This is a genomic window from Raineya sp. (assembly GCF_053497555.1).
In genome coordinates this window covers 1-23,696 of the sequence record NZ_JBRCWE010000006.1, presented here as the reverse complement: position 1 = coordinate 23,696, position 23,696 = coordinate 1, and the positions used below count along the sequence as shown (strand labels likewise).

The 23,696-nt window shown below is 39.6% G+C and carries 19 protein-coding genes and 1 pseudogene; 11 read left to right on the top strand and 9 right to left on the bottom strand.

Features of this window, described 5'->3' with window-relative positions; genetic code table 11:
• Positions 1-9: 9 nt before the first annotated feature.
• The 5 genes from ACWITO_RS00645 to ACWITO_RS00625 all read left to right on the top strand — a co-directional run bounded on the left by ACWITO_RS00645 (position 10) and on the right by ACWITO_RS00625 (position 7,183).
• On the top strand, positions 10-513 hold the full coding sequence (locus tag ACWITO_RS00645; protein WP_448528075.1) for an NADH-quinone oxidoreductase subunit B: 504 nt from the start codon (positions 10-12) through the stop codon (positions 511-513).
• A gap of 32 nt (positions 514-545) precedes the next feature.
• Entirely contained in the window at positions 546-2,294 is a 1,749-nt protein-coding gene (locus ACWITO_RS00640) for a tetratricopeptide repeat protein (RefSeq protein WP_448528074.1), read from the top strand.
• A gap of 1 nt (position 2,295) precedes the next feature.
• Positions 2,296-3,174, top strand: a complete 879-nt coding sequence (locus tag ACWITO_RS00635; RefSeq protein ID WP_448528073.1) for a DUF4292 domain-containing protein — start codon at positions 2,296-2,298, stop codon at positions 3,172-3,174.
• Between the two features lie 103 nt (positions 3,175-3,277).
• The gene (gene topA / locus ACWITO_RS00630) at positions 3,278-5,599 is read left to right on the top strand and encodes a type I DNA topoisomerase (protein WP_448528072.1); all 2,322 of its coding nucleotides are present in this window, start codon (positions 3,278-3,280) and stop codon (positions 5,597-5,599) included.
• A gap of 81 nt (positions 5,600-5,680) precedes the next feature.
• Positions 5,681-7,183, top strand: coding sequence for a glycine--tRNA ligase (locus ACWITO_RS00625; RefSeq protein WP_448528071.1), 1,503 nt, complete (start codon positions 5,681-5,683; stop codon positions 7,181-7,183).
• A 61-nt stretch (positions 7,184-7,244) separates the two neighbouring features.
• On the opposite strand, the gene ACWITO_RS00620 is transcribed toward ACWITO_RS00625, so the two are convergent.
• On the bottom strand, positions 7,245-7,955 hold the full coding sequence (locus ACWITO_RS00620) for a pirin family protein (RefSeq protein ID WP_448528070.1): 711 nt from the start codon (positions 7,953-7,955) through the stop codon (positions 7,245-7,247).
• Positions 7,956-8,007: 52 nt separating this feature from the next.
• On the bottom strand, positions 8,008-9,840 hold the full coding sequence (locus ACWITO_RS00615; protein WP_448528069.1) for an OstA-like protein: 1,833 nt from the start codon (positions 9,838-9,840) through the stop codon (positions 8,008-8,010).
• Between the two features lie 69 nt (positions 9,841-9,909).
• On the opposite strand from ACWITO_RS00615, the gene ACWITO_RS00610 reads away from it, so the two are divergent.
• The gene (locus ACWITO_RS00610; protein WP_448528068.1) at positions 9,910-10,869 is read left to right on the top strand and encodes an AAA family ATPase; all 960 of its coding nucleotides are present in this window, start codon (positions 9,910-9,912) and stop codon (positions 10,867-10,869) included.
• 41 nt (positions 10,870-10,910) lie between these two features.
• Here ACWITO_RS00610 and ACWITO_RS00605 read toward each other — a convergent pair whose 3' ends face one another.
• Entirely contained in the window at positions 10,911-12,170 is a 1,260-nt protein-coding gene (locus ACWITO_RS00605; RefSeq protein ID WP_448528067.1) for a hypothetical protein, read from the bottom strand.
• Positions 12,171-12,253: 83 nt separating this feature from the next.
• On the opposite strand from ACWITO_RS00605, the gene hemW reads away from it, so the two are divergent.
• Positions 12,254-13,378: a radical SAM family heme chaperone HemW gene (hemW, locus tag ACWITO_RS00600; RefSeq protein WP_448528066.1), complete on the top strand. Its 1,125-nt coding sequence runs from the start codon at positions 12,254-12,256 to the stop codon at positions 13,376-13,378.
• Between the two features lies 1 nt (position 13,379).
• Here the strand turns inward: hemW and pgeF are convergent, their stop codons facing one another.
• Together pgeF and ACWITO_RS00590 are read right to left on the bottom strand one after the other, a co-directional pair.
• Positions 13,380-14,165, bottom strand: coding sequence for a peptidoglycan editing factor PgeF (gene pgeF, locus ACWITO_RS00595; protein WP_448528065.1), 786 nt, complete (start codon positions 14,163-14,165; stop codon positions 13,380-13,382).
• Positions 14,165-14,893, bottom strand: coding sequence for a hypothetical protein (locus tag ACWITO_RS00590; RefSeq protein ID WP_448528064.1), 729 nt, complete (start codon positions 14,891-14,893; stop codon positions 14,165-14,167). Before ACWITO_RS00590 ends, pgeF begins: the two co-directional genes overlap by 1 nt.
• Positions 14,894-15,010: 117 nt before the next feature.
• Here ACWITO_RS00590 and cas6 point away from each other — a divergent pair, with 117 nt between their 5' ends.
• A complete protein-coding gene (gene cas6 / locus ACWITO_RS00585; protein WP_448528063.1) occupies positions 15,011-15,841 on the top strand; it encodes a CRISPR-associated endoribonuclease Cas6 in 831 nt (276 codons plus the stop codon).
• Positions 15,842-15,883: 42 nt separating this feature from the next.
• Complete coding sequence (locus ACWITO_RS00580; protein WP_448528062.1) at positions 15,884-16,786, top strand: 1,4-dihydroxy-2-naphthoate polyprenyltransferase; 903 nt, start codon at positions 15,884-15,886, stop codon at positions 16,784-16,786.
• A gap of 28 nt (positions 16,787-16,814) precedes the next feature.
• Here ACWITO_RS00580 and ACWITO_RS00575 read toward each other — a convergent pair whose 3' ends face one another.
• Positions 16,815-17,666, bottom strand: a complete 852-nt coding sequence (locus ACWITO_RS00575; RefSeq protein WP_448528061.1) for an SDR family NAD(P)-dependent oxidoreductase — start codon at positions 17,664-17,666, stop codon at positions 16,815-16,817.
• A 135-nt stretch (positions 17,667-17,801) separates the two neighbouring features.
• Between ACWITO_RS00575 and ACWITO_RS00570 the strand changes: the two genes are divergently transcribed.
• Positions 17,802-19,679, top strand: a complete 1,878-nt coding sequence (locus ACWITO_RS00570) for a DUF349 domain-containing protein (RefSeq protein ID WP_448528060.1) — start codon at positions 17,802-17,804, stop codon at positions 19,677-19,679.
• Here ACWITO_RS00570 and ACWITO_RS00565 read toward each other — a convergent pair.
• Positions 19,666-20,655 carry an acyloxyacyl hydrolase gene (locus tag ACWITO_RS00565; protein ID WP_448528059.1) on the bottom strand — a complete coding sequence of 330 codons (990 nt, stop codon included), beginning with the start codon at positions 20,653-20,655 and terminating at the stop codon, positions 19,666-19,668. The genes ACWITO_RS00570 and ACWITO_RS00565 overlap by 14 nt on opposite strands.
• Between ACWITO_RS00565 and ACWITO_RS00560 the strand changes: the two genes are divergently transcribed.
• Positions 20,638-20,796, top strand: a complete 159-nt coding sequence (locus ACWITO_RS00560) for a hypothetical protein (RefSeq protein ID WP_448528058.1) — start codon at positions 20,638-20,640, stop codon at positions 20,794-20,796. The two genes, ACWITO_RS00565 and ACWITO_RS00560, sit on opposite strands and share 18 nt — an antisense overlap.
• Before the next feature lie 10 nt (positions 20,797-20,806).
• Here the strand turns inward: ACWITO_RS00560 and pheT are convergent, their stop codons facing one another.
• Together pheT and ACWITO_RS00550 are read right to left on the bottom strand one after the other, a co-directional pair.
• A complete protein-coding gene (gene pheT / locus ACWITO_RS00555; protein WP_448528057.1) occupies positions 20,807-23,251 on the bottom strand; it encodes a phenylalanine--tRNA ligase subunit beta in 2,445 nt (814 codons plus the stop codon).
• A 204-nt stretch (positions 23,252-23,455) separates the two neighbouring features.
• A pseudogene (locus ACWITO_RS00550) lies at positions 23,456-23,629 on the bottom strand (histone H1); the annotation flags it as partial.
• Between the last annotated feature and the right edge of the window lie 67 nt (positions 23,630-23,696).

Below are 23,696 nucleotides of genomic sequence, written 5' to 3'. Positions count from 1 at the left end.
TCGCAAACTATGAAAACAGGCGAAGCCGAAATTATTACTACACGTTTGGAAGATTTGCTCAATTGGGCAAGAGCTTCTTCGTTATTTCCGATGAGTTTTGGATTGGCTTGCTGTGCTATTGAAATGATGGCAACGTATGCCTCACATTACGACTTGGATAGATTTGGAGTAATTCCTCGCACTTCGCCACGCCAATCTGATGTGCTGATTGTTTCGGGTACGGTTACTTTCAAAATGGCTGACCGCATTCGCCGCATCTACGAGCAAATGCCTGAACCTCGTTATGTAATTTCTATGGGTAGCTGTGCCAATTGTGGCGGACCCTATTGGGAACACGGCTATCACGTCGTAAAAGGAGTTGATAGAATTATTCCTGTTGATGTATACGTACCGGGCTGTCCGCCTCGCCCCGAAGCCTTGGTAGGAGCTATTTTGGAGTTGCAAAAGAAAATTTTGCAGGAAAAGCCTCTTTCAAACCTAAAAAAATCTCCTGAAAATACCAATTCGGATTGATTTTTGCTTATCTTTGCTTAAAAGCGTTTCTTATGACAAGGAAGTTGTGGATAATTTTCGTTTTGCTTGGCGTTTGGCAGATAGATTTTGCTCAACATACCCAGCCCGAAAAAGAAGGTAAAGACCGCACCAAAAAAGCCAAAGAAATTTTAGGCGAAGATGGCTCGTTTGAAAACCCCATTTTCAACAAAGAAAGGCAAACCAGCCTTATGGCAGAAACAGCCCTAATGGAAGGTTTTTTTGATTTTGCTGTAGAAGAATATGAAAAGGCTTTGAGCAATTTCAGAAAAGCTCTTAGGATAAATCCTAAAAGTTCAGGTATCAATTATCAGATTGCACTCACATTGTTTCAGCTCAAACGATACAGCGAAGCTACCGAATACGCCGCCGCCGCCATTGACCTTGAAAGCAACATTGTCTATTATTACCTGCTTCTGATAAAAATTTATCAAGAGCAAGGTTTATTTAATGACGCCGCTCGCATTTACGAAAAAATGTTTGATAAAAAAGTTCCTAATTCCGAAGTATATTGGAAAGATTTGGCGGAACTTTACCACAAGAAACTTCAAAAACCCGAAAAAGCTCTCAAAATATACGAAGATTTGGAACGTAAGCACGGCATAATGGAGCATATCAATTTTGCAAAGCAAGAAATTTTTTTGGAACAAAAAAATCTTGGCGAAGCACTCAAAGAAGCAGAAAAATTAGCCAAATTTTACCCCGAAAAGCCTGAATGGCAAGCCAATTATGCCAAAATTTTACTGCTTAATGGCAAAGATGCCCAAGCCGAGCAGTTTTTGCTTTCCAAACTAAAAGCCGATTATACTTTCCAAACCCACCTGCAACTGCTATACACTTATCAGAAGCAAAATAAAAATTCTCAAAAAGAGCAATTAGCAAGCGATTTGCTGAAAAACAGCCAATTACCTGATGAAGTGAGAAGTGAAATTTTGAAAAACTTTGTAGATAAAAAGGCTCAAAACTTTGAGCAAGTAGTAAAAAATACACCCCAAAATGCTGAGGCTTGGCTAATGCTTGCCCAAGAGGCTGAAAAGCAAAAAAACTTTACCAAAACCCAAGAGGCATACAAAGAGGTTGTAAAGCTGGATAATACCAATTTTGAGGCTTGGAAAAGGCTTCTGTGGTACGATTGGCAACTTTACGAAATAGAACAATTGCTTGAACACTCCAAAGAGGCTTTGGATTTGTACCCTACTCAGCCTGAAATATGGTGGTACAATGGAAAGGCTTGTTTTGAGCGTAAAAATTACAAAAAGGCTCTTGAAAGCTATGAGCAAGGAAAAAGTTTTGTTCGTAGAAACAAATCCGCCCCCCTTGAAATTGCAATTGCCGAGCTTTATTTGGCAGAAGGTAAAGCTAATGAAGCAGAAAAAATCATATCAGAATTACAACCTACTTTTGGCGAAAATCGCGATTTTCTGAATTTTTATGCCTACTTTCTGGCTTACAAAAAACAAAAACTTGATGAAGCCTTGAAAATAGCTCGTAAAATAGTAGAAGCGGAAAGCGAAAATGGTGAATTCTTATATACGCTTGCGTATGTGCAGTATCGGCAAAATAAACTCTCGGAGGCTCTTAAAACCCTTGAAAATGCTCATAAATTTCAAAAAGGGGCAAGATTGCAAGAACTTTTCGGCGATGTTTATTTCAAAATGGGCGAAAAAGAAAAAGCCATAAGCCATTGGCAAAAAGCCCAAGACCTTAAAGGCGGCAGTACCTTGCTTTCTAAAAAATTAACCGACAAACAGCTTTACGAGTAAAATGAATCACTCAATAGTTTCACAAAATAGGTCGTCCTTTTCTTTTGCAGAAGGGCGAGGGCTGATATTTGTTTTATTTATTGCTTTTGCTTTGCTTTTTTTGGGTAGCTCTTGCCGAAAAAAGCGAATACAACCTGTCAAAGATAACACGCAAGTTATTCAAAACCCTCTACCAGCCAAAGAGGAAAATATCCAAGAAAGCAAAGAAAACTTTTTTTCGCTTCCTCAGAAACCTGTTTTGCTGAATTTTAAGTATCTTTCTTCCAATTCCAAAATTGATTTTACAGACGGCACCAATGAGGAAAAGTTCAAGACTACAATGCGAATCCGTAAAGATAGCCTCATTTGGCTTTCTTTGCAGGCAAATGTAGGTGTAGAAGGTATGCGTATTCTGATTGATAAAGACTCCATTCGCTTTCTGAACTATCAAGCCAAAACCTACCAAAGTTTTTCATTTGAGCAACTAAGCGAGCAATATGGTATTTCTCTGAATTATGCTCTTTGTCAGGCTATTCTTATCGGCGAAATGCCCATTAAGGAGTTTGACGAAAAAAGAGTGCTAAAAGATACTTCCCACTACATTGTTCGCCAAAGAATGAAATTTTTACAAGTAGATAACTACTTGCGTTTGCAAGATAGCCAAATGGAAAAACTATGGGTGAGTGATACGGAGCGAGGCAGTCAGTTGCAAATTCTATACAGCGATTTTCAGCCTTTGGCAGAAGGGCTTTTCCCCGATAAAAACCAAATAACACTCAACTATCGGAACGCCCAAGGGGTTTTTCAGCTCAAATTGGATATAGACCATAAAAAAACCAAAATTTCCGATACACCTCTTGATTTTCCTTTTAGCGTTCCCAAAAAGTATAACCGCTTGTAAAACGTAAAAACTTTCACCTTTTTACGAAATTTTTGCAAAAGTTTTTATTTTTGTGCCAAAAATTGCCTGCTTTTGGCAGTTTTACGCCAAACTCATTTCTCTTATGAAGAACCTTGTGATTGTGGAATCGCCCGCCAAAGCCAAAACCATTGAAAAGTATTTAGGCAAAGATTTCACGGTACGTTCCAGCTATGGGCATATTCGCGACCTTCCTGAAAAAGGTTTGGGCGTAGATATTGAAAAAAACTTTACACCTACCTACGAAATTTCGCCCGATAAAACGGCTATTGTGAAGGAACTCAAAAAAATGTCCAAAGAAGCTGAAAATGTTTGGCTTGCCACTGACGACGACCGCGAGGGCGAAGCAATTTCTTGGCATTTGAAAGAATCTTTGGATTTGGACGATAGCAAAACCAAAAGAATTGTTTTCAGAGAGATTACCAAAAATGCGATTTTGAAAGCTATTCAAAATCCGCGTAAAATTGATATAGATTTGGTAAATGCTCAGCAGGCTCGCCGTATTTTAGACCGCCTCGTAGGGTATGAACTTTCGCCTGTTCTTTGGAAAAAAGTCAAATCGGGGCTTTCGGCAGGGCGAGTGCAGTCGGTAGCAGTGCGTCTGATTGTAGAAAGAGAAAGAGAAATTGAGAAATTTCAGGCAACTTCCACTTTCAAAATTACAGCCCAGTTTGATGTGGGCGGCGGAAAAACCCTCGTTGCCGAACTCAAAGATAAAATCAGTACTGAAGCGGAAGCACAAGCCTTTTTGCAATCTTGTATTGGGGCAAAGTTTTCTATCAAGAATTTAGAAACCAAACCTGCCAAAAAATCGCCTGCACCGCCTTTTACAACTTCTACACTCCAACAAGAAGCTAGCCGCAAGTTAGGTTTTTCGGTGGCACAAACAATGACCATTGCCCAAAAACTTTACGAGGCAGGAAAAATAACTTATATGCGTACCGACTCTACGAACCTTTCCCAAGAAGCTATCGGTGCGGCGGCAAAAGAAATAGAAAAGGCTTTTGGTAAAAAATTTGTGCAGTCGCGTCAGTACAAAACCAAATCCGAAACAGCCCAAGAAGCTCACGAGGCTATTCGCCCTACGGATTTTTCGGCACACCAAATAGATGGCGACCGCAACGAGCAACGCCTCTACGAACTCATTTGGAAACGTGCTATTGCCTCACAAATGGCTGATGCTCAATTAGAGCGTACTATCGCTACCATTGATATATCCACTAGCCCCGCACTGCTTTTTGCCGAAGGCGAAGTAATCAAGTTTGAAGGTTTTTTGAAAGTATATTTGGAAGATACCGACGAAGAAGCAGATGAAGAGGGCACCAGCAAAATGTTACCTCCCTTGCAAGTAGGACAAGATTTGCCACTGCTTGAAATGAAGGCATTGGAGCGTTTTTCGCGTCCGCCTGCTCGCTATACAGAGGCAAGTTTGGTGAAAAAATTAGAAGAATTAGGCATAGGCAGACCTTCTACGTATGCTCCTACCATTTCTACCATACTCAAAAGGGGCTATGTAGTGAAAGAAAACCGAGAGGGCAAAGAGCGAAAATATCAGGAGATAACCCTCAAAAATGGTAAAATTTCTGTCAAAACCAAAACCGAAATCGTTGGCTCGGAAAAAGCCAAACTTTTCCCTACCGATGTAGCGATGGTAGTCAATGATTTTTTGCAAAATCATTTTGAAAGCATTGTAGATTATTCTTTTACTGCCAAAGTAGAAAAACAATTTGACGAAATTGCCGAAGGCAAACAAGATTGGGTGAAAATGATAAAAAATTTCTACAAAGACTTTCACCCCAAAATAGAAGAAACCGAAGACATCAAGAAAAGCGAGGTAGTTGCCCACCGAGAGCTTGGCATACACCCCGAAACAGGCGAAAAGGTATTTGCCAAATTGGGAAAATACGGAGCTTATGTGCAAATTGGCGAAGCAGGTAGCGATAAAAAACCTCTTTTTGCCAAACTCAAAAAAGGGCAGTTTTTGGAAACGATTACTTTGCAAGAAGCCTTAGAGCTATTTAAGTTGCCTCGCGAGGTAGGCTCTTACGAAGGAAAAACGCTGACGGTAGCTATTGGACGCTTCGGTCCTTATGTGAAAATGGGAAATGAGTTCTTTTCTTTGGGTAAAGATGATGACCCTTACAGCATTACCGAAGAGAGAGCCATTGAAATTATTGAAGCCAAACGCAAAGCCGACTCTGAAAAAATTATCAAAACTTTTCCTGAAAATTCAGAAGTACAGGTTCTCAATGGTAGGTATGGGGCGTACATCAAAGTTGGTAAGCAAAATGTAAAAATCCCCAAAGGAAAAGAACCCAAATCGCTAACTCTTGAAGAGTGCTTACAACTTGCCCAAGAACAAAGCGATAAGGAAAAAACAAAAAGCAGTAGCAAGAAAAAGCCTTGAAAATATAAAGCCTGAATGAGCGATAAAGATAAAGCTCTTAAAGGCTTGAATATCAAACGCTAAACTTTTTTGAAATTCGTTATGGCAAATAAATCACAAATCACCCCTGAAGAGGCAACTCTGCAAAAAATTGTAGCTCACGCCAAAGAATATGGTTTTGTTTTCCCAAGTTCCGAAATTTACGATGGCTTGCAAGCAGTTTATGACTATGGGCAAAATGGCGTAGAACTCAAAAATAACCTCAAACAGGTTTGGTGGAAGGCAATGACAATGCTCAACGAAAATGTGGTTGGCATTGATGCCGCTATTTTTATGCACCCGTTGGTATGGAAAGCCTCTGGCCACGTGGATAGCTTCAACGACCCAATGGTGGATAACAAAGATTCTAAAAAACGCTATCGCGTAGACCACCTCATTGAGGCAAAAGCCTACGAATACGAGGAGCAGGGTTTCCCTGATAAAGCCGCCGCACTCATTAGCCAAATGAACATTTTGCTAGAAAAAGAAGATTTTGAGGGTTTGGGCAGGCTACTACAAGAGGAAAAAATTGTTTGTCCTGTCTCGGGTACAAGCAACTGGACCGAAGTAAGGCAATTTAATCTGATGTTTGGCACGCTCTTGGGCTCGGTAGCTGATGAAGCCTCCGTAATTTATTTGCGTCCTGAAACCGCACAAGGTATTTTTGTCAATTTCTTGAATGTACAACAAACAGGCAGAATGAAGATTCCTTTTGGCATTGCCCAAATCGGAAAAGCCTTTCGGAATGAAATTGTAGCAAGGCAATTTATTTTCCGTATGCGTGAATTTGAGCAAATGGAAATGCAATTTTTCTGCCGTCCGGGTACCGAAATGCAATGGTACGAATATTGGAAAGAAAAAAGATATAAGTTTTTGTTGGCTCTGGGCTTACCTGCCGAAAAATTACGCTTTCACGTACACGAAAAGCTCGCTCATTATGCCAATGCCGCCTTGGATATTGAATATGAATTCCCTTTTGGTTTCAAAGAATTGGAAGGCATACACTCGCGTACCGACTACGATTTGGGCAGACATCAAGAGTTTTCTAAAAAGAAACTCCAATATTTTGATGATGAAATTACAGACAAAGACAAGCAACGCTATCTGCCTTATGTAGTGGAAACCTCTATCGGTGCTGATAGACTATTTCTGGCAATTCTCTGCAATGCTTATACCGAAGAAATAAAAATAAACGCCAAAGGTGAAGAAACCAAACGTATATTTTTGAAGTTCCACCCTGCAATAGCCCCCGTGAAAGTAGCAGTGTTGCCACTTTTACGCAAAGATGGCTTACCTGAAAAAGCTCGTGAAGTATTTGAGCAACTTCGTTATGATTTTAACACTATTTACGAAGAGAAAGGCACTATTGGCAAAAATTATACGCGTATGGATTTAATCGGTACGCCTTTTTGCGTAACCATTGACCACCAAACTTTGCAAGACAATACCGTTACTTTGCGTTATAGAGATACTGCCGAGCAGGTGCGTTTGCCTATTTCCGAGCTGAATAGCGTAATTGAAAAAGAAGTTTCACTCAGAAACATCTGGCAAAAGATTGTATCCTAATAGTTTTCTCAACTGCTTACTTTTTCGGTGCTTGGCTTCAAGCACCGAAAAAGTGTTAGCCTCAAATTTTCATTGGCACTTCTATCAGCAAAATTTGAGTATTTTCCTGAAATTCAATTTCTAAATTATCAGTTTCCCATACGCCCACGGCATCTCGCTTTTGGAGCGTTTCTTGTGCCATTTGTGCTTTGCCTTCTATTACAAAGGCATAAACACCATTTCCCTTTTTTTGGATTTGATAGCTTGTTTTTTGCCCTTTTTCAAAATTGCCAAGCCAAAAGTAAGCATCTTGATTTATCCACAGGGCATCAGGCTTATCGGGGGCAACTACGGCTTGCAAACGATTTTGATAACTTTCGGGCGAGAAAGATTTTTGGGCATAACGAGGCTCAATGTTACGAATTTTAGGAAAAACCCATATTTGCAGGTGCTTTGTAATTTGGTCTGCAAAAGCGTTTTTTTCGGAATGATAAATGCCCTTGCCCGCCGACATAATTTGCACATCATTTTTGAGAATTACCCCCGATTGTCCTATACTATCGGCGTGAGCCAACCCGCCTTCCAGAGGGATAGTTACAATTTCCATATTATCGTGAGGGTGGGTGGCAAAACCTGTTCCGCCCAAAATCTTATCGTCATTTAGCACTCTCAATGCTCCAAAATGTACCTTTTCAGGATTGTAATAGTTGGCAAAACTAAACGAATAATAGGCTTCTAACCAACCAAAATTGGCATAGCCTCTTTCTTTGGCACGATGAACTATCTTTTGCATAAATTTAATGTTTTAACATTTATTGTTAAAACAAATTTACTACAAAAAAGTTTCATTCCTCTTTTCCGAGTTTCATTAGGGTGTCTCGTTTTTTCTGCGGATTGGGTTTATTTTGCAGAGTAGGCGTATTTTGGGGTTTGCCTTCGGTGGGGGTATTGGCTACGGGGTTAATGGCTTTACGAGGTTTAGGGGGTTCTAAAATATTTTGCCTTGTGGGGCGAAACTCCTCTTGCCACGAAAAACCACTTAATTTTTTATTACCTTCTTGCAATTCGTGAGGGGGGATAAGTTCGCCGTTTATCTGTTCGTAAAAGGTAGCTTCCGAAAGCTCATTTTCTTCAAATTCAGCTTTGATGCTCCCACAAATTACTTTATACATTCCGATAAAATTCTCATTTTCATCAAATTGGAAGTAGATACTTTCGCTGTTGCCTCTGACAAAAACTTTGTCCATTTTGCTATCTTTGAGCAAAGCGTCAATGAATTTTCCTTTGATTTGGTTGAAGTTGCCTGCACTATCTTTGGAAATAATAAAGCCATTGTGCCGCATTACGAGCTTATCGGGTTTGTTATTTTTGGTGAGAATATGAATGGAATCAGCAGAAATTTGATTTTTCTTGCTCCAAAGAATAGGCATACGAAAAAAATGTATCACCGAGTCTTTCATATTGTAAGTAAGCGAATCGCAAAGCCCTTGCAAATTGCTTTTGTAAATCTTTACATTTCGGTAGGCAAAAAGCATTTTGGGTTCTTGGGCATTGCGTAAGCTATCTTCCTCCAATTGTTTTTTCGTTTTTTTGGCTTTTTGCTCTTTGTCTTCCATTTTTGTACCAATAGAAACGAGGGTATCTGCTACAATCCATAGCGTATCTTTGTCCTCGTCAATCATACGCATAAAGGCTCTGCCTCCGTAGAAAAGCGAAATTCCCTGTTTGCCGTTCATTTTACCTTTTCCCGCATTGATGAAAACGTTATCTTTTTTAGAAAAAAATTCAACGTTGCCTTCGGCTTCGCCTCGTTGTTGGGTTTGGTCGTAATCTAAAAAATCGCCTTTGAGCGAATATTCGTCTGTTTCTATACGAGGTTTTCCTTTGAGTTTGGATTTTTTGGTTTTGGTATTAAACTCTCCGTCAGTGGTATAAATAATGCCTTCTTTGGTTTTGATTTGAGCCTCTTTGCCCAAGATTTTGATATTCTTGCTGAAATCGTTGTAAGAAAGGGTATCGGAACGAATTTCGTAAGGCTCGCCGTCATCGCTGATGCCTTTGGCTTTCACATTTTTACGAGCAAAAAGATTTTTGGTATTGGTGTCGTAAGCTCCTGCTTCGCTGGTGAGTTCGTTTTGGGCATCGGAGAGCTTACCACCGCCATAATAGTACATAATTTTAGAATTGATGTTGTAATCTATGGCGGGGGCACGAACATTGGTTTGGTCTTTGGTAAAATTGGCATCGCCGCGAGCCATTAGCGTTCCCGAGTTGGCATCAAAATCCATTTGCCGAGCCGAAAGGGTTGTACCTACATCATCAGTGATTTGCACATTGCCCATTGCTTTGACAAAGTTTTTGCGAGGATAAAAATATGCCGAATCGCAAAAAATGTATCGGTTTCCTTGCTTGACTGTGATGTTTCTGCCTGTAACTTTTACGAGACTATCATAACCAAAACCTTCGCTCTGCAAAGCTCCGCTCAAGAGTTCTATGGGTTCGCCTTTTTCGTATTTGGCAGTATCGTAAGGCAGTTTTTGGTAGCGAAAGGTATCTTTTTCATAGACATTTTCGGGCAAGCGTGGTTTTTTCTTGGTTTTAGGTTGAGCCTGCAATACAGGTGCTCCAAACACCAAAAGTAAGCCTACGAGCCAACAAAAAAATTTTTTTGCAAGCATTTTCCACCTAATTTTTCTTATTTTGCCTTGCAAAAATATTACCAAAAAAGCCAAAAGCCAAAAAAACTTATGTCAAATCAGGAAAAAATACAAACACTGCTTGCCGAAATTGGAAAAGTGGTGATAGGGCAAGAAAAAATGATAAATCGGCTACTGATAGGACTTTTTACGAATGGACATATTCTTTTGGAAGGTGTGCCTGGGCTTGCTAAAACACTCACTATCAGTACGCTTGCCAAAACCCTTCATTTATCTTTCCAACGCATACAATTTACCCCCGACCTTTTGCCTGCCGATTTGGTAGGAACGATGATTTTTAACCCTAAGGAAGCAGAGTTTGAAGTAAAAAAAGGACCCATTTTTGCCAATTTGATACTCGCCGATGAAATCAATCGCTCGCCTGCCAAAGTACAATCAGCTCTTTTAGAAGCTATGCAAGAAAGACAAGTAACCATTGGCGAAAATACGTATCCACTGGATTATCCCTTTTTGGTACTTGCTACGCAAAATCCCGTAGAGCAAGAAGGAACCTATCCACTGCCCGAAGCCCAAGTAGATAGGTTTATGATGAAAATTTTTGTGGGCTATCCGAGCAAAGAGCAAGAACTTGCCGTAATGCGAAAAATGGCAAATATCAATTTCAAGCCTGAAATAATTGCTATACTCAATAAAGAAGATATTGCCAAAATTCGGGACGAAATCAATCAGATTACCATTTCCGAAACTTTGGAAAAATACATCATTGAGCTTGTTTTTGCTACTCGCTCGCCTGCCGAATATGGCTTAAATCAGGAAGCTCAATACATTCAGTTTGGGGCATCGCCGCGTGCTTCTATCAGTATGAACCGAGCCGCCAAGGCTCTTGCCTATCTGAACCAAAGAGATTTTGTTTTACCCGAAGATATCAAAGAGGTAGCCGTTGATGTCCTCAATCATCGTATTATTCTGAACTACGAAGCCGAAGCCGATGGCATTACTACAAGGCAAATTATTGAAAATATACTCAAAAACGTGCCTATTACGCAGTGAGAAAGTTCTATGAGCTTAAAAACAAAGTCTTACGTTGCCGATTATCTTTTTTTCCTGATTTCAAAAATTGCTTTATCCATATTCCAGTTTAGCTCTATGGTTTTGTAAGTGATTTGTTTTTTTACTTTTTCAAATTGTTCAGGTTCAATGTTTGCATCAATGAGCGGGATTTCTTCCAAAGTAGCAATGATGTTGGTGCCTTTTTGTGGCAACTGATATTTAATCTGAAAGTGATTGCGAATTTTGAGTTCAGGCAATTCAGCGGAACTGCCCCAAAAATCTTTGAAACTCAATAAGGGGCAAATTTCATCGGTTACATTTTTCCACATCTTACCCTCAACTCTGAAAAACTGAATATCGTGTTCGCTTGCACCTACGGTTCCTTGTGCAAAATACTGATAACCAAAAGTTTTTCTTTTTTCATTATCGGTAAAGTAGGTAAAATAAACTATTCGGGGAGGCGACATATCATCTGATTGCTCAAGCTCTAAAAAGGCATTGGATTTATCTTCATTCACTTTTAGATTAGGAGAGGAGAGAGAAAAGCCTTCGGGCTGAAATGGAAATAAGGTATATAGTTCGGCGATGCTTTTTTCCTCGTCCAAGACTATATCTTCATTTTTTTCCAAACTTTCCCTTCTGATAAAAGAAACTTGTTCAAATTTGCCTTTCTCGCTGAGTTCATACGTTATTACAGTCTTGATATACCTTTTCTGTTCGGTAGAGTGTTTTACTTCCTCAAAATGGGCTTTTACTTCATATTCATTCCAGAATGAAAAAGATTTCTTTTCAGTAGTGGGGCTGATTTCGGCAAAATAAGCCCAAGGGATATAATCAATAAATTTACCATTGAGCTGAAATGTAAGTAAATAAAAATCAACTTGCTCTCTGAGCATACCCTTGGGCGAAGCACCTACTAAAAGCAATACAAAATTTTTTTGTACCCATTTATTTTGTATCCATACCCAGTTTTCCTTGCCAAACTCAACCTGTGGCAAGCCCATTTCTTGTATGAGCTTGGTAGGTAAAAATCCTACAAAATCTTTCTCATCTTCTATCTGCGGGGCAATTTTTGTTCTAAAATTTCTTTGGACTTCATCGGCATACACTACAAATTTTGCAGGTTTAATATCTTTGACTAAATTCAAAAATCGCTCATCTTTTAGGGCTTGCGGTAGAGCTTCGGGAAAGCTGTTGCTTGTATCTACAACTTGTGAGTTGGTTTGGCTTTTGTCTTTATTTTTGGGCGAGCAAGCCAAAACTATTAGGCAAAGAAAAAGAAAAATAACTTTTGAGGACATAATTTTCGTATTTTTGAGCATTATACAAAGCTATGAAAAATTTTGAAACACTTGATTAGTACCATTCAATATTGTGAATACCAATGTCAGCTCTATATCTACATATCCCTTTTTGCAAACAGGCTTGCCATTATTGCGATTTTCATTTTTCTACGCAAATGGCTCAAAAAGAGGAAATGATACAAGCTATTTGCAAAGAAATGGAACTACAAAAAAACTATTTGCAAAACAAAACCCTGCAATCGGTGTATTTGGGTGGGGGAACTCCCTCGCTCTTGAATCTGCAAGATTTAGAGAGAATTTTTGAGCAAATTCAACGTTTTTTTACACTTACCCCCCATACCGAAATTACTTTGGAAGCTAATCCTGATGATTTGAGCCGAGAAAAACTACAAACTTTGCAAAAAATAGGCATCAATCGGTTGAGTATTGGTGTGCAAAGTTTTCATCAGCCTCACTTGCTTTTTTTGCATCGCTCTCACGATGCTCAGCAAGCTGAAACTTGCATAAAAACTGCCCAAGATGTTGGTTTTTCAAATATAACCATAGATTTGATATATGCTATTCCTGCCGAAAATCATCAAATTTGGGAAAAAGACTTACAGAAAGCACTTGGTTTGGGTGTTCCTCACCTTTCGGCGTATTGCCTTACTATTGAGCCTCGCACCGTTTTTGGTAAAAAACTGGAAAAACGCAAGATGCAACCCATAGACGAAAACTTTGCACGCGAGCAAATGCAAATGCTTATGGGTACGCTCAAAAGTGCAGGATTTGAACATTACGAAATTTCAAACTTTGCCCAAAAAGGCTTTTATTCCAAACATAACTCCAATTATTGGCTGGGTGCTGAATATTTGGGTATTGGGGCTTCGGCTCATTCTTACAATGGTGTAAGCAGGCAATACAATATTGCAGATAACAAACGCTATATTGCAGAAATTTTTGCAGGTAAAGTACCCGCTACCATTGAGCAACTATCAGCCAAAGATAAACTAAACGAATATTTACTTACAAGTTTGCGAACCCAGTGGGGGGCAGAAAAACCTAAAATACAAAGGCTTTATCCTGATTTCTTTCAGATAAATCAAGTTTTGCTCCAAAAGTTTGAAAAGCAAAAACTAATACAACAGGATAGTACAAGAATGTATCTGACAGACGAAGGTAAATTCTTTGCAGACCAAATTGCCGCCGACCTGTTTTGGGTATAGCTCAAACAAGCATAATTCCTGCTCCAAACCTACCTGTTTGGTTTTTATCGCGGCGGGCAGAAAAGAACAAATCTTTTTTTGTGTATGTGCAATGAGGCATTATTTCAATGCGTTCAGGGGATACGCCTGCTTCTTGAAGCTGAAATAAATGTGAGTATCGCAAATTGAGGTGAAATTTTTGATTTTGAACGTTCCACCACAAGAAATTTTCTTTTGTTCCAAAAACTTTTTCTACTTCGCTTACAACTTCATCACCTACTTCATATTTTTCTACGCTTATGCAAGGGGCTATGCCTACCCAAATATTTTCGGGCTTTGAGCCAAATTCTTTTTGCATAGTTAGCACCATTTTTTGTGGAAGCAGTTTGAGTGTGCCTCGCCAGCCTGCGTGTGCCGCCCCGATTACCTGCTTTTCTGTATCGTAATACAAAGAACACACACAATCGGCTGATTGTACCGCCAAAACAATATTTTTGTGTTTGGTAAGCAAACCATCGGTATCGGGTAAGGCATTGCTTCGCGAAAAAGCTCCTTTTCCACGTTCCAAAACAGAAATGCACAAAATATTATCGCTGTGTGTTTGGCGTGGTACGCACCAATTTTCTAAAGGCATTTGCGTAGCTTCGGCGAGCATTTTTCGGTTTTGAACAACATTTTCAGGTAAATCGTCTGTGCCAAAACCTAAATTGAGGCTATCAAAAGGGGCAGGGCTAATGCCTCCCTGCCTTGTAGAAACAAAATGTTTGATAGATGTAAATTTTGCAAGGTTCTGAAATTGCAGAAACATCAGTGTATTTCCTTGTAGGTTAATGCTTCGTTAGATTGATTTTTACGTGGTTTATCGTTCCAAATCCATATCAAAAGAAAAACCAAGCCTGTGGTTGCTAAAAAGAAGCCTCCCCAACCTATCAGAGCCGCTTCAGTTGTAAAACCTGAACAACTCGCCGAACAAGAAAGTGCGGCAACAAATGCCATTACAAACAAATATACTACGGCACCCGCAACAGTCAGTAGTATTTTTGCCCATAACTTTCTTGCACCTTTCAAGTGCTTATTGGTGTAAGTTTTGAAAAGTGGTTTATACTGCCGAATGAGCCTGCGAGCCATTTTACGATGATTGGGTATTTCCTCCGACCAGTGTGTGGCAGTGCTATTTCTAGCGGTAAAGTTGGTGGAGGCACTTTGCCAAACCCAAGGATTTTCTCGGCTTGCTTCAAAGGCTTGTTCATAGCCGAAATACCCAAATAGCAAAAAGGCATCCCCGAACATCAAGGCAATACAAATTTTTTTGAGCAGAAAACTACTGCCTACTCTGAAATACCCAAAAAACAACAAAAGGCTTAGCCCCAGCAAAAAATAAGGCGTAATGGCAGGTATTTCCCAAGAACCTTGCAACAAAGCCCCCGCTACAAAAAATAACGTACCTAACCCAAAGGAAATCAGTACGATAAGCGTTTGAGCAAAGCGAGAGTTTTCTTTTGCCCAAAAAGCAATTTTTAATGATGCTTTTTTCATAAAATAAAGGGTTTGAGAAAACTTTTTCAAGTAAATCAAAATTTTACAAAAAAGCAAAAAATATCCAAACAAAAGCCCTTTACATTGTGTTGCAAAAACACGAAAACAAAGAAGGAAATGAGAGTCAGAATCGTTTTTGGCTTAAAAAACAAAGGGGCTTGTGTGCCTTTTCATCATCAACACTTACTTTATGAGTTGGTAATGAAACTATTACCACCTACCTACAATTTGCATACTTATAGCTTTTCGGGCTTGAAAGGGCAAACCCAAACTACACAAAAAGGCTTACACTTTTATTCCTCGAAAGTTACTTGGGTAGTTTCCAGCCTGAGCAGAAATTTTCTGAAACAACTTGTTTCAGCAATTTTTCAGCAAGAACAATTGTATATTGGCGAACTCTTGCTCAAACCCGAATATGTTGAAAAAGAAATTTTACCCGATTTGGGCAATAAAACGCAGTTTTTGTGTATTTCGCCGATAGTGCTTGCCAATCCGAATAAAAATAGTTTTTACGCCAAACACTTTGTTTCGCCTTCGGTCAGTTTGTTTTCCGATTTAATCTACGAGGCTACGCTTTCGCGTATGGAAGCCTCTCATCTGTATACACCCGAAGAAATGAAGGAATTTAGCAAATTTCAGGTGGTACCCGATGCCGAATATTTAGAGCGTATCAAGAACAACGATAAAAAGTTTGCTCGCATTTACACCTTGCAAGAAAGTGGTATTCGTTACGAAATACGAGGTTACACCTTCCCTTTTACGCTGTATGCTCACCCAAAGGTTCAGAATTTTGTTTTGGCTTGCGGATTAGGCTCTTACACCTATAAAGGCTATGGTATGCTGGATTTAGCCGACCATAGCCAAACGCAAAGGTTTATTTTGCCTCATTGGGAAATGATTGATGAGGATTTAGAGGCTATCAAAGTAAATGGCAAAGATGAATTTTAAGCCCAAATTTTATAGCTTTGCCCAAATTTTAGCTTTTTCTGTATGCAAATAAAATATTGGATTAGGGCTTTTCGCTTGCGTACTTTGCCTCTGGCTTTGTGTAGCGTAGGAATGGGAGCTATTTTGGCGTATCAGTATGGCAGTTTTCAGGCAAAGATTTTTGGGCTTACGGTTGCTACCACCATTTTTTTACAAATACTTTCCAACCTTGCCAATGATTATGGCGATGCTCGTAGTGGCATAGACCAAGCACGCAAAGGCGAGCAAAGAATGGTACAAAGTGGCTTGATAAGCCATAAAGCTATGCTAAAAGCGATTTTCGTTTTTGTACTTTTCTCGCTTTTTTCGGGAATATGGCTCTTGTACGAAGCCTTTTTCAGAAGCACAACCCAAATATATCATTTTTTGAGTTTTTTGGTGCTGGGTCTGCTGGCTATTGTTGCAGCAATTACTTATACAATGGGCAAAAAACCTTATGGTTATGTAGGTTTGGGCGATTTGGCGGTGCTAATTTTTTTTGGCTGGGTAGGAGTGATAGGAGCATTTTATTTACACACCCAAGAGTGGAACAAACTGATTGTATTGCCTGCAACTTCTTGCGGCTTGTTTTCGGTTGCTGTTCTGAATATCAACAACATACGTGATATAGAAAGCGATAGCCAAGCAGGGAAAAACTCTATTCCTGTGCGTTTGGGGAAAGCAAAGGCTGTATGGTATCATTATTTTTTGCTTATTTCTGCCACATTGCTTGCAGTTTGGTACAATTTGCTTATTTCTGCCCAATGGCAGGCATATTTGTTTTTGCTTATATTACCGCTTTTATGGAAAAATGCTTGGGCTGTTCGGAATTTGCAAGGTTTAGAGCTGGATAGTTATCTTAAACAAATGGCACTCACTACGCTGCTTTTCGTTGTGCTTTTCGGAATAGGGGTATATTGGAAATAAAGAGTGAGCAAAATTTGCTCACTCTTTTTTACTTTTGTAGTTTTTCTTTTTCGGGTACAGCTTCTTTGGCTGGTCTGCCAACAAAACTTGCCATTGAATTGTAGATGTTTAAGCCTTTGCCAACGAGCAAATCAAAAAGACGTGTAGGCATAATGCCTCGCAGAATGGGTATCAGATGAACCGACCAAGGGGCTTTCACTTCTATTTCGTTGTATTTTACAGCCTTGATGATTTGGTCTGTGATTTCTTCGGGTTCAAGCAGTGGAGCTAATATAGGGGCTTCTACGCCTTCAAACATTCCTGTCTTGATGTAGCTGGGGCAAACCGTAGTTACGTGCAAATCGCCTTCCATTTCCTCCAATTCCAAACGCAAAGACTCCGACCAGCCTAAAACAGCCCATTTACTACCTACGTACACACTCATTTTCGGGTTAGCAAGAAGCCCCGCCGCCGAAGCAATATTGACGATATGCCCGCTTTTTTGCTTTACCATTTCGCCTACAAAACATCTGGCTACGTGCATAACCCCTAAAACATTGATACGGATGGTTTTTTCAATTTCTTTGTGTGAATGTTCGTGAAAATTTTTTCCGACCACAATCCCCGCATTGTTGAATAGTATATCCACCCTACCTACTTCTGAAAGGGTAAGCGTTGCGGCACGCGTAATATCGTCTAAATCGGAAACATCTACCACATAAGGATGCACCGAATAACCTTTATCGCTCAATTCTTGGGTGGTTTTCTCTAAATTTTCGGCATTGATGTCCCAAATTATCAAATCGGAAGCTCCTTCACGCAAACATTTTTCTCCTAAAAGTTTGCCAATGCCATTTGCTCCACCCGTAACTAAAACTTTTTTGCCTACAATCTTTGTCATAAGATTTCAGTTTTTGTGCGAATTTACAAATAAAATTTGGTAAATGCTCGGCTTGCAGAAAGTTTTTTTACAAAAAACAAAGACCTTCTAAAAAGTAGCCTAAAAAATAGTTTTCTTTTGAAAAAAATGCTATTTTTGCACCTCAAAATATTTCGCAAACGTAAAAGAGCGGTATTGTTTATGATGGAAGAAGATAAAGTACTCGGTAACCAAGCAGACTTGGTAGAAACGGCATCTGAAAGCCTTGTTTCAGAAACAGAGGAAAATCATACAGAAGATTTTTCTCATTATTCAGCCGAACAGCTCCTGCATTTGGTTGAAAAGTATCATAAAAAAGAACTTCCCGAGCAAGAGGTAGAAGAGGCGTATCAGCTATTTAGGCAAACAAAGCCTGTTTTTGATGCTTGGGTAGCTCATCAGAAAGAAGAAGCCCTACACAAATACATTGCCGAAGGAGGCGAAGAAGATAGTTTTGTGTATAAGCCAAGCCTTACGGAAGCGAAATTTTATCAGATTTTCAATCAGGTTGCTAAAAAACGCAAAGAAATACAGAAAAAAATAGAAGAAACGCTCCAAAAAAATTTGGAACGCAAGAAAGAAATTATTGAAAAACTGCGTGAGCTTATACAACTTGAACAAGAAAGCCGTCAGACCAACGAAATGGTCAAGAATTTGCAACAAGAATGGCGAAAAATAGGAGCTGTACCCAAAGGGCAATCAGGAAACTTGTGGGCAAGCTACAACGCCCTGATTGATATGTATTACAGCCGTGTAGGCATTTACAATGAACTCAAAGAACTTGACCGCAAACGAAATTACGAGGCTAAACTCGCTATCTGTGAAAAAGCAGAAAAATTAGCCGAATTGCCTTCTATCAAAGAGGCTATCAAGCAACTTACCGAATTGCACGAAGAATACAAACATATCGGACCCGTAGGAAGCAAAGAAGACCAAACTGCCCTGTGGGAGCGTTTCAAAAAAGCCTCTGATGTAATTTATAGCCGTAAAAAAGAACTCATAGAAGAACGCAAAAAAGAACTTCAAGAAAATCTTGCGAAAAAAGAAGCTCTTTTGCAAAAAGCCCAAGCATTTGCCAGCTTTGTAGGCGAAAAAATCAAACAATGGCAAGATGCTACCCAACAGCTTATGGAACTGCAAAAAGAATGGGAAGCTATTGGGCAAGTGCCTTTGGAAAAATCCAAAGAAATTACCAAAGAATTTTGGCATAGCTTCAAGGTCTTTTTCCGCAGAAAATCTGAATTTTTCAAGAGTTTAGACGAAAATCGTCAGAAAAATTTGGAGCAGAAAATAGCCCTTTGCGAAAAAGCAGAAAGTTTGGCTAGCAATGCTACCGAAGAAAATTTGGAAGAAATTGCCGAAGAACTCAAAAAACTGCAAGAGCAATGGAAAGAAATTGGGGCAGTACCCGAAAACCAGAAAGAAGCTATTGCAGAACGATTCAGAAAAGTTTTAGACGAATTTTTTGATAAACGTCGCGGCTTTTTTGCAGAAAAAGATAAGGAGGAAAAAGAAAATTACGACAAGAAAAATGCTTTGTGTGAGCGTCTGAAAAATTATTCTGCCGAAGACTTGGCAAATTTTGATATAGAAAGCCTTATTGACCAAGCCATTGAGGAGTGGAAATCTATTGGTTTTGTGCCACGCAAGCAAATTACCAAAATTAAAGACAAATTCTACAACGCTCTCAAATCGCTTGCTAAAAAGGTAGAAGATGGCGAAAAAAGAGATTACGTTGATTTGATTGTGGAAATTAAATGGGCAAACCTTAATGGCAAAAACTCTGCCAAAGACCTCGCCAAAAAAGAGCAAGCCATTCGTAAGAAAATTTCACAATTGGAAGATGAAATTTCAACGCTCAACAACAATTTAGGATTTTTTGAGGTTTCGGGCAAAGAAAATGCTATTCGGGGTAGTTTTGAAGAGAAAATTCGCAAAACAGAGGCTCAAATCAAAAGTCTTAAAAATCAGCTTAAAATGATTAGAAGCCTTTAAGCAGACGTACATCTAAAAAATTGGCAATATGGCGGTGGGCTTTCATAGAAAAGCCCACTTTCCATTTCTGCCAAGCCTCGTATGTAATGCCCCAACGATGATACCACCAATGAAAAAAATCGGTATCGTTGTAAAGATACAAGCCCAAATGTTGGGTAAAACGAAATTTGCCCAAAGCAAACTGATGACCTGCAAATACTCCCCAACGCCAAGCATTTTGGCTTAAATCGGCTTGCCTGATACGTTCTTGCAGAGAGCCGTCCCAATACACTTCTGTTCCGCCGCCTACAATGCTCAAACGTCCTATTTGTTTGTGTATCTGCCCGCCTGCACCTATCATCATAAAACGCTCTTTTTGCCCTACACCTGCTCCTTTGTTAGAAAGAAACAAGAAAGCCTCTTTTTCCCATTCTTGGCTTGGCTGAAAAGGTGTTTTGGGGCGTTGGGGGATTTCAAAGGGGTGTAAAGTATAAAGTAAGCCCACAGAAGTAGTAATCCAGTTGATACCCTTGTTGGGGTCTTTGATACCACCATTGGATATATGCTGATAATTGATTTGCCATTGAAACTGCCAAAATTTATTTATGTGCAGTTGTAAGCCCCCTGCTACGTTCAAATAAGCACTCACGGGCAAGCTGTAAGAGCGGTTATTGGGGTTTTTGAGCGAATCAAAAGGATTGCTTAGGTACGAAAATCCCGCTACTCCTCGCAAAGTAAATTGTAAGCGTTTGGAAAGATTGAAGGTAGGTTCTAAAAAATAACCTATTTGCAAGCTTTGTCCCAAAACTGCATTGTCGTAATTGTAGTAGCTCAAAACCAGCCCCGATTGCGGATAGCAAAGACAATTTTGCCAAACTTTTTCAGAAATTTTTTGCCAATTTGCTTCTAATTGCACTCCCCAAGGGTATGAGCCTGCTGTATTTTCTACTTCGGGGGAGTGTGCAAAAATAGTTCCATAATGCAGCTGCCCCCCCAAACGAAAAATACTTTTGGTGCTATCGTTTTGAGCAAAAGCCTGATGAAAAATGCAGAAAGCAAAAATACAAGCAATCCATCTCATAAATTCAGCCTAAACACCCTCAAAAACAACAAAGCACTTCCGAATGTTTTGAACTGAGCCAATCCGTTTAATCTCTAATAATCGCTCCCAAATCTTTTCTAAAACCTTCCATAAGTTTCTGCATAGTTTTATCTATTTGCGAGTCGGTGAGGGTTTGCGTTTCGTCTTGCAAAATAAAACTAATGGCATAAGACTTTTTGCCTTCGCCTAATTGCTCGCCTTCATACACACTAAAAATATTTACAGCTTTGAGCAATTTTTTCTCTAATGCAAAGGCTTTTTGCTCTACTTCTTGGTAAGAAACAGATTTATCCAACACCAAAGATAAATCGCGGCGTACTTCGGGGAACTTTGAAATTTCTTGATAAGTAAATTCATCGTTAAACTCGGCTACGAGCCAGTCCCAATCCAGTTCGGCATAAAATACAGAGCCTTTCAAATCGGCTGTTTTGAGAATGTAGGGTTGCAATTCTCCGATTTGGGCAAAAATTTTATGATTTTTTTGCAAAGCCAAACCATAAGCAAAAATACGCTCATCTGCGTTTTGCTTGGTAAAACCTGATACTTTCAGACTTTGCAAAACTTTATCCAGAATGTTGTAGAAATGGTGAAAAGTAGTTTTGGGGGCAGGGCTATGTTGCCAGCCTTCGGCATTCCAATTGCCTACTGCCCAAAGGGCTAATTGGGTTTGCTCCTCGTATTTTTCGGTTACACTGCCTTGCGAGCCTTTTTTGCGATAGATTTTACCAAATTCAAAAATTTTAATATCTTTTTGCTTGCGATTTAGGTTGTAGGAAATGGCTTCTAATCCTGAAAAAATCAGACTCTGACGCAAAACTTCCAACTCCTCGCTCAATTTATTAAGAATAACCACATTTTGAGCTTCATCAATATTTTTCAATACTTGGGCGTATTCGGGTTTGGTGAGAGAGTTGGTGATAATTTCATTAAAAGCATTGGCATTGAGTATTTCTGTAACTTTTTGTTGCAACCTATGTTTGTCTATTTTGGGGAAAGATGCCAAAAAAGAAGCACTCAAATTTTCACTAAACTCAAGATTATTGAAGCCATAAATGCGTAAAATTTCTTCTACAATATCGGCTTCTCTGCGTACATCTACACGATAAGGAGGAACGCTCACACTGAACCCCTGCTCGGTTTCCTTGGATATTTCAATTTCCAAACCACTTAAAATGCTTTTAACGAGGGTTTTATCCAAAGATTTGCCAATGAGCCTATCCAGATTTTTGTAGCGTACTTCAAAATGAAAAGGAGCAATGGGTTGCGGATAGATGTCAATAATTTCAGATGCGATTTTGCCTCCTGCTATTTCAGAAATCAGTACAGAAGCAAATTTAAGAGCATACACAGGCATATTGGGGTCTGTGCCTCGTTCAAAACGGAAGGAAGCATCAGTTTTTAGGCTGTGCCTTTGGGCTGTTTTGCGAATGGTATCAGGGTGGAAATAGGCACTTTCAAGAAATATTTTGGTGGTATTTTCTGTAACGCCCGAATGTAATCCTCCAAAAACACCTGCCAAAGCAAGTGGCTTTTCGGTATCGCAAATCATCAGGTCTTGGGCAGAGAGTTTGCGTTCTATGCCATCAAGCGTTACAAAAGGTGTATTTTCGGCAAGTTTTTTGACAATAATTTTGCTACCTGCAATACAATCGGCATCAAAAGCGTGCAGAGGCTGTCCTAAATGATGCAAGACATAATTGGTAATATCTACGACATTATTGATAGGGTTCAGACCAATAGCTTTTAGCCTATTTTTCAGCCAAACAGGGGAGGGCTTCACGCTTACACTCTCAATGAGAATACCCGCATAGCGAGGGCAGGCTTGGGCGTCTTCTACAATTACTTGAATAGCTTTGCCTGTACCTTCTACAAATTGGGCATTGGAGGGGCGACATAATTCTTTTTGCAAAAGCACTTTCAAGTCTCGGGCTACGCCCAAATGCGAGGCGGCATCAATCCGATTGGGAGTAAGCCCTATTTCAAAAATATAGTCGGTTTCAATACTAAAAAACTCTGCGGCAGGTGTGCCATTGGGCAAGTTTGTTTGCAGAACCATTATTCCTTCGTGAGATTCGCCTATACCAATTTCATCTTCGGCACAAATCATTCCTACGGACTCCTCGCCACGAATCTTGGCTTTCTTAATCATAAAAGGCTCGCCTGTGGTAGGGTATAGGGTAGTGCCTACCGTTGCTACTACTACTTTTTGCCCTTGGGCAACATTGCTTGCTCCACAAACAATAGGCAGAATTTCCGAGCCAACACTCACGGTGGTTTTGGAAAGTTTATCGGCGTTGGGGTGCTTTTCACAAGTAAGTACCTCGCCAATTACCAGACCTTCAAGGGCATTATTGAGCTTTTTGCCTTGATATAAATATACTTTTTCTACGCTTTCCACTTCCAAACCTGCTTGGGTAAGCACTTGGGCAAGGTGTTCGGGTGTTTCGCTGAGGTCAAGAAAGGTTTTGAGCCAATTGTAAGATATTTTCATACAGCACTATTTGCTTGCAAAGATACGCTAATTTTGATGTAAGGCAAATTTACTTGCATACAGAAAAATAAAGGACTTCCGTTGGGAAGCCCTTTGTAGTAAGATGTAGAGAGAAAATTACTTTTTCTTTCCTCCTGATTTTGCAGTAGATTTTCCGCCAGAGGCTTTTTTTGCTCCACTGCTTTTTGCTTTGGCAGCTGCTTTTTTGTTTTTAATGTCTTGCACTTCCTTTCGGATGTCTTGGGCAAGCACTTTCAAATCTTGCATTGCCTTACGCACGCGAGTACCAGCGGCTTGGTTGTCTTTGTCGTAGAATTTTTCTACGTCTGCTTCAATAGAAGCAACGATTTCCTTTACTTTTTTGAATTTTGCTGACATAGTAGTAAGGGTTTAAGTGAAACAAATAATGACGATTAACTTGCCAAATCTAAATATTCTTTTGAAA

Coding starts and splice junctions, on each gene's coding strand:
- pheT (WP_448528057.1), bottom strand. CDS start 23,251: ATGAAAATATCTTACAATTGGCTCAAAACCTTTCTTGACCTCAGCGAA.
- ACWITO_RS00575 (WP_448528061.1), bottom strand. CDS start 17,666: ATGACAAAGATTGTAGGCAAAAAAGTTTTAGTTACGGGTGGAGCAAAT.
- ACWITO_RS00605 (WP_448528067.1), bottom strand. CDS start 12,170: ATGTCCTCAAAAGTTATTTTTCTTTTTCTTTGCCTAATAGTTTTGGCT.
- ACWITO_RS00615 (WP_448528069.1), bottom strand. CDS start 9,840: ATGCTTGCAAAAAAATTTTTTTGTTGGCTCGTAGGCTTACTTTTGGTG.
- cas6 (WP_448528063.1), top strand. CDS start 15,011: ATGAGAGTCAGAATCGTTTTTGGCTTAAAAAACAAAGGGGCTTGTGTG.
- topA (WP_448528072.1), top strand. CDS start 3,278: ATGAAGAACCTTGTGATTGTGGAATCGCCCGCCAAAGCCAAAACCATT.
- ACWITO_RS00610 (WP_448528068.1), top strand. CDS start 9,910: ATGTCAAATCAGGAAAAAATACAAACACTGCTTGCCGAAATTGGAAAA.
- hemW (WP_448528066.1), top strand. CDS start 12,254: ATGTCAGCTCTATATCTACATATCCCTTTTTGCAAACAGGCTTGCCAT.
- ACWITO_RS00635 (WP_448528073.1), top strand. CDS start 2,296: ATGAATCACTCAATAGTTTCACAAAATAGGTCGTCCTTTTCTTTTGCA.
- ACWITO_RS00640 (WP_448528074.1), top strand. CDS start 546: ATGACAAGGAAGTTGTGGATAATTTTCGTTTTGCTTGGCGTTTGGCAG.
- ACWITO_RS00560 (WP_448528058.1), top strand. CDS start 20,638: ATGCAGCTGCCCCCCCAAACGAAAAATACTTTTGGTGCTATCGTTTTG.
- ACWITO_RS00620 (WP_448528070.1), bottom strand. CDS start 7,955: ATGCAAAAGATAGTTCATCGTGCCAAAGAAAGAGGCTATGCCAATTTT.
- ACWITO_RS00590 (WP_448528064.1), bottom strand. CDS start 14,893: ATGAAAAAAGCATCATTAAAAATTGCTTTTTGGGCAAAAGAAAACTCT.
- ACWITO_RS00580 (WP_448528062.1), top strand. CDS start 15,884: ATGCAAATAAAATATTGGATTAGGGCTTTTCGCTTGCGTACTTTGCCT.
- pgeF (WP_448528065.1), bottom strand. CDS start 14,165: ATGTTTCTGCAATTTCAGAACCTTGCAAAATTTACATCTATCAAACAT.
- ACWITO_RS00625 (WP_448528071.1), top strand. CDS start 5,681: ATGGCAAATAAATCACAAATCACCCCTGAAGAGGCAACTCTGCAAAAA.
- ACWITO_RS00645 (WP_448528075.1), top strand. CDS start 10: ATGAAAACAGGCGAAGCCGAAATTATTACTACACGTTTGGAAGATTTG.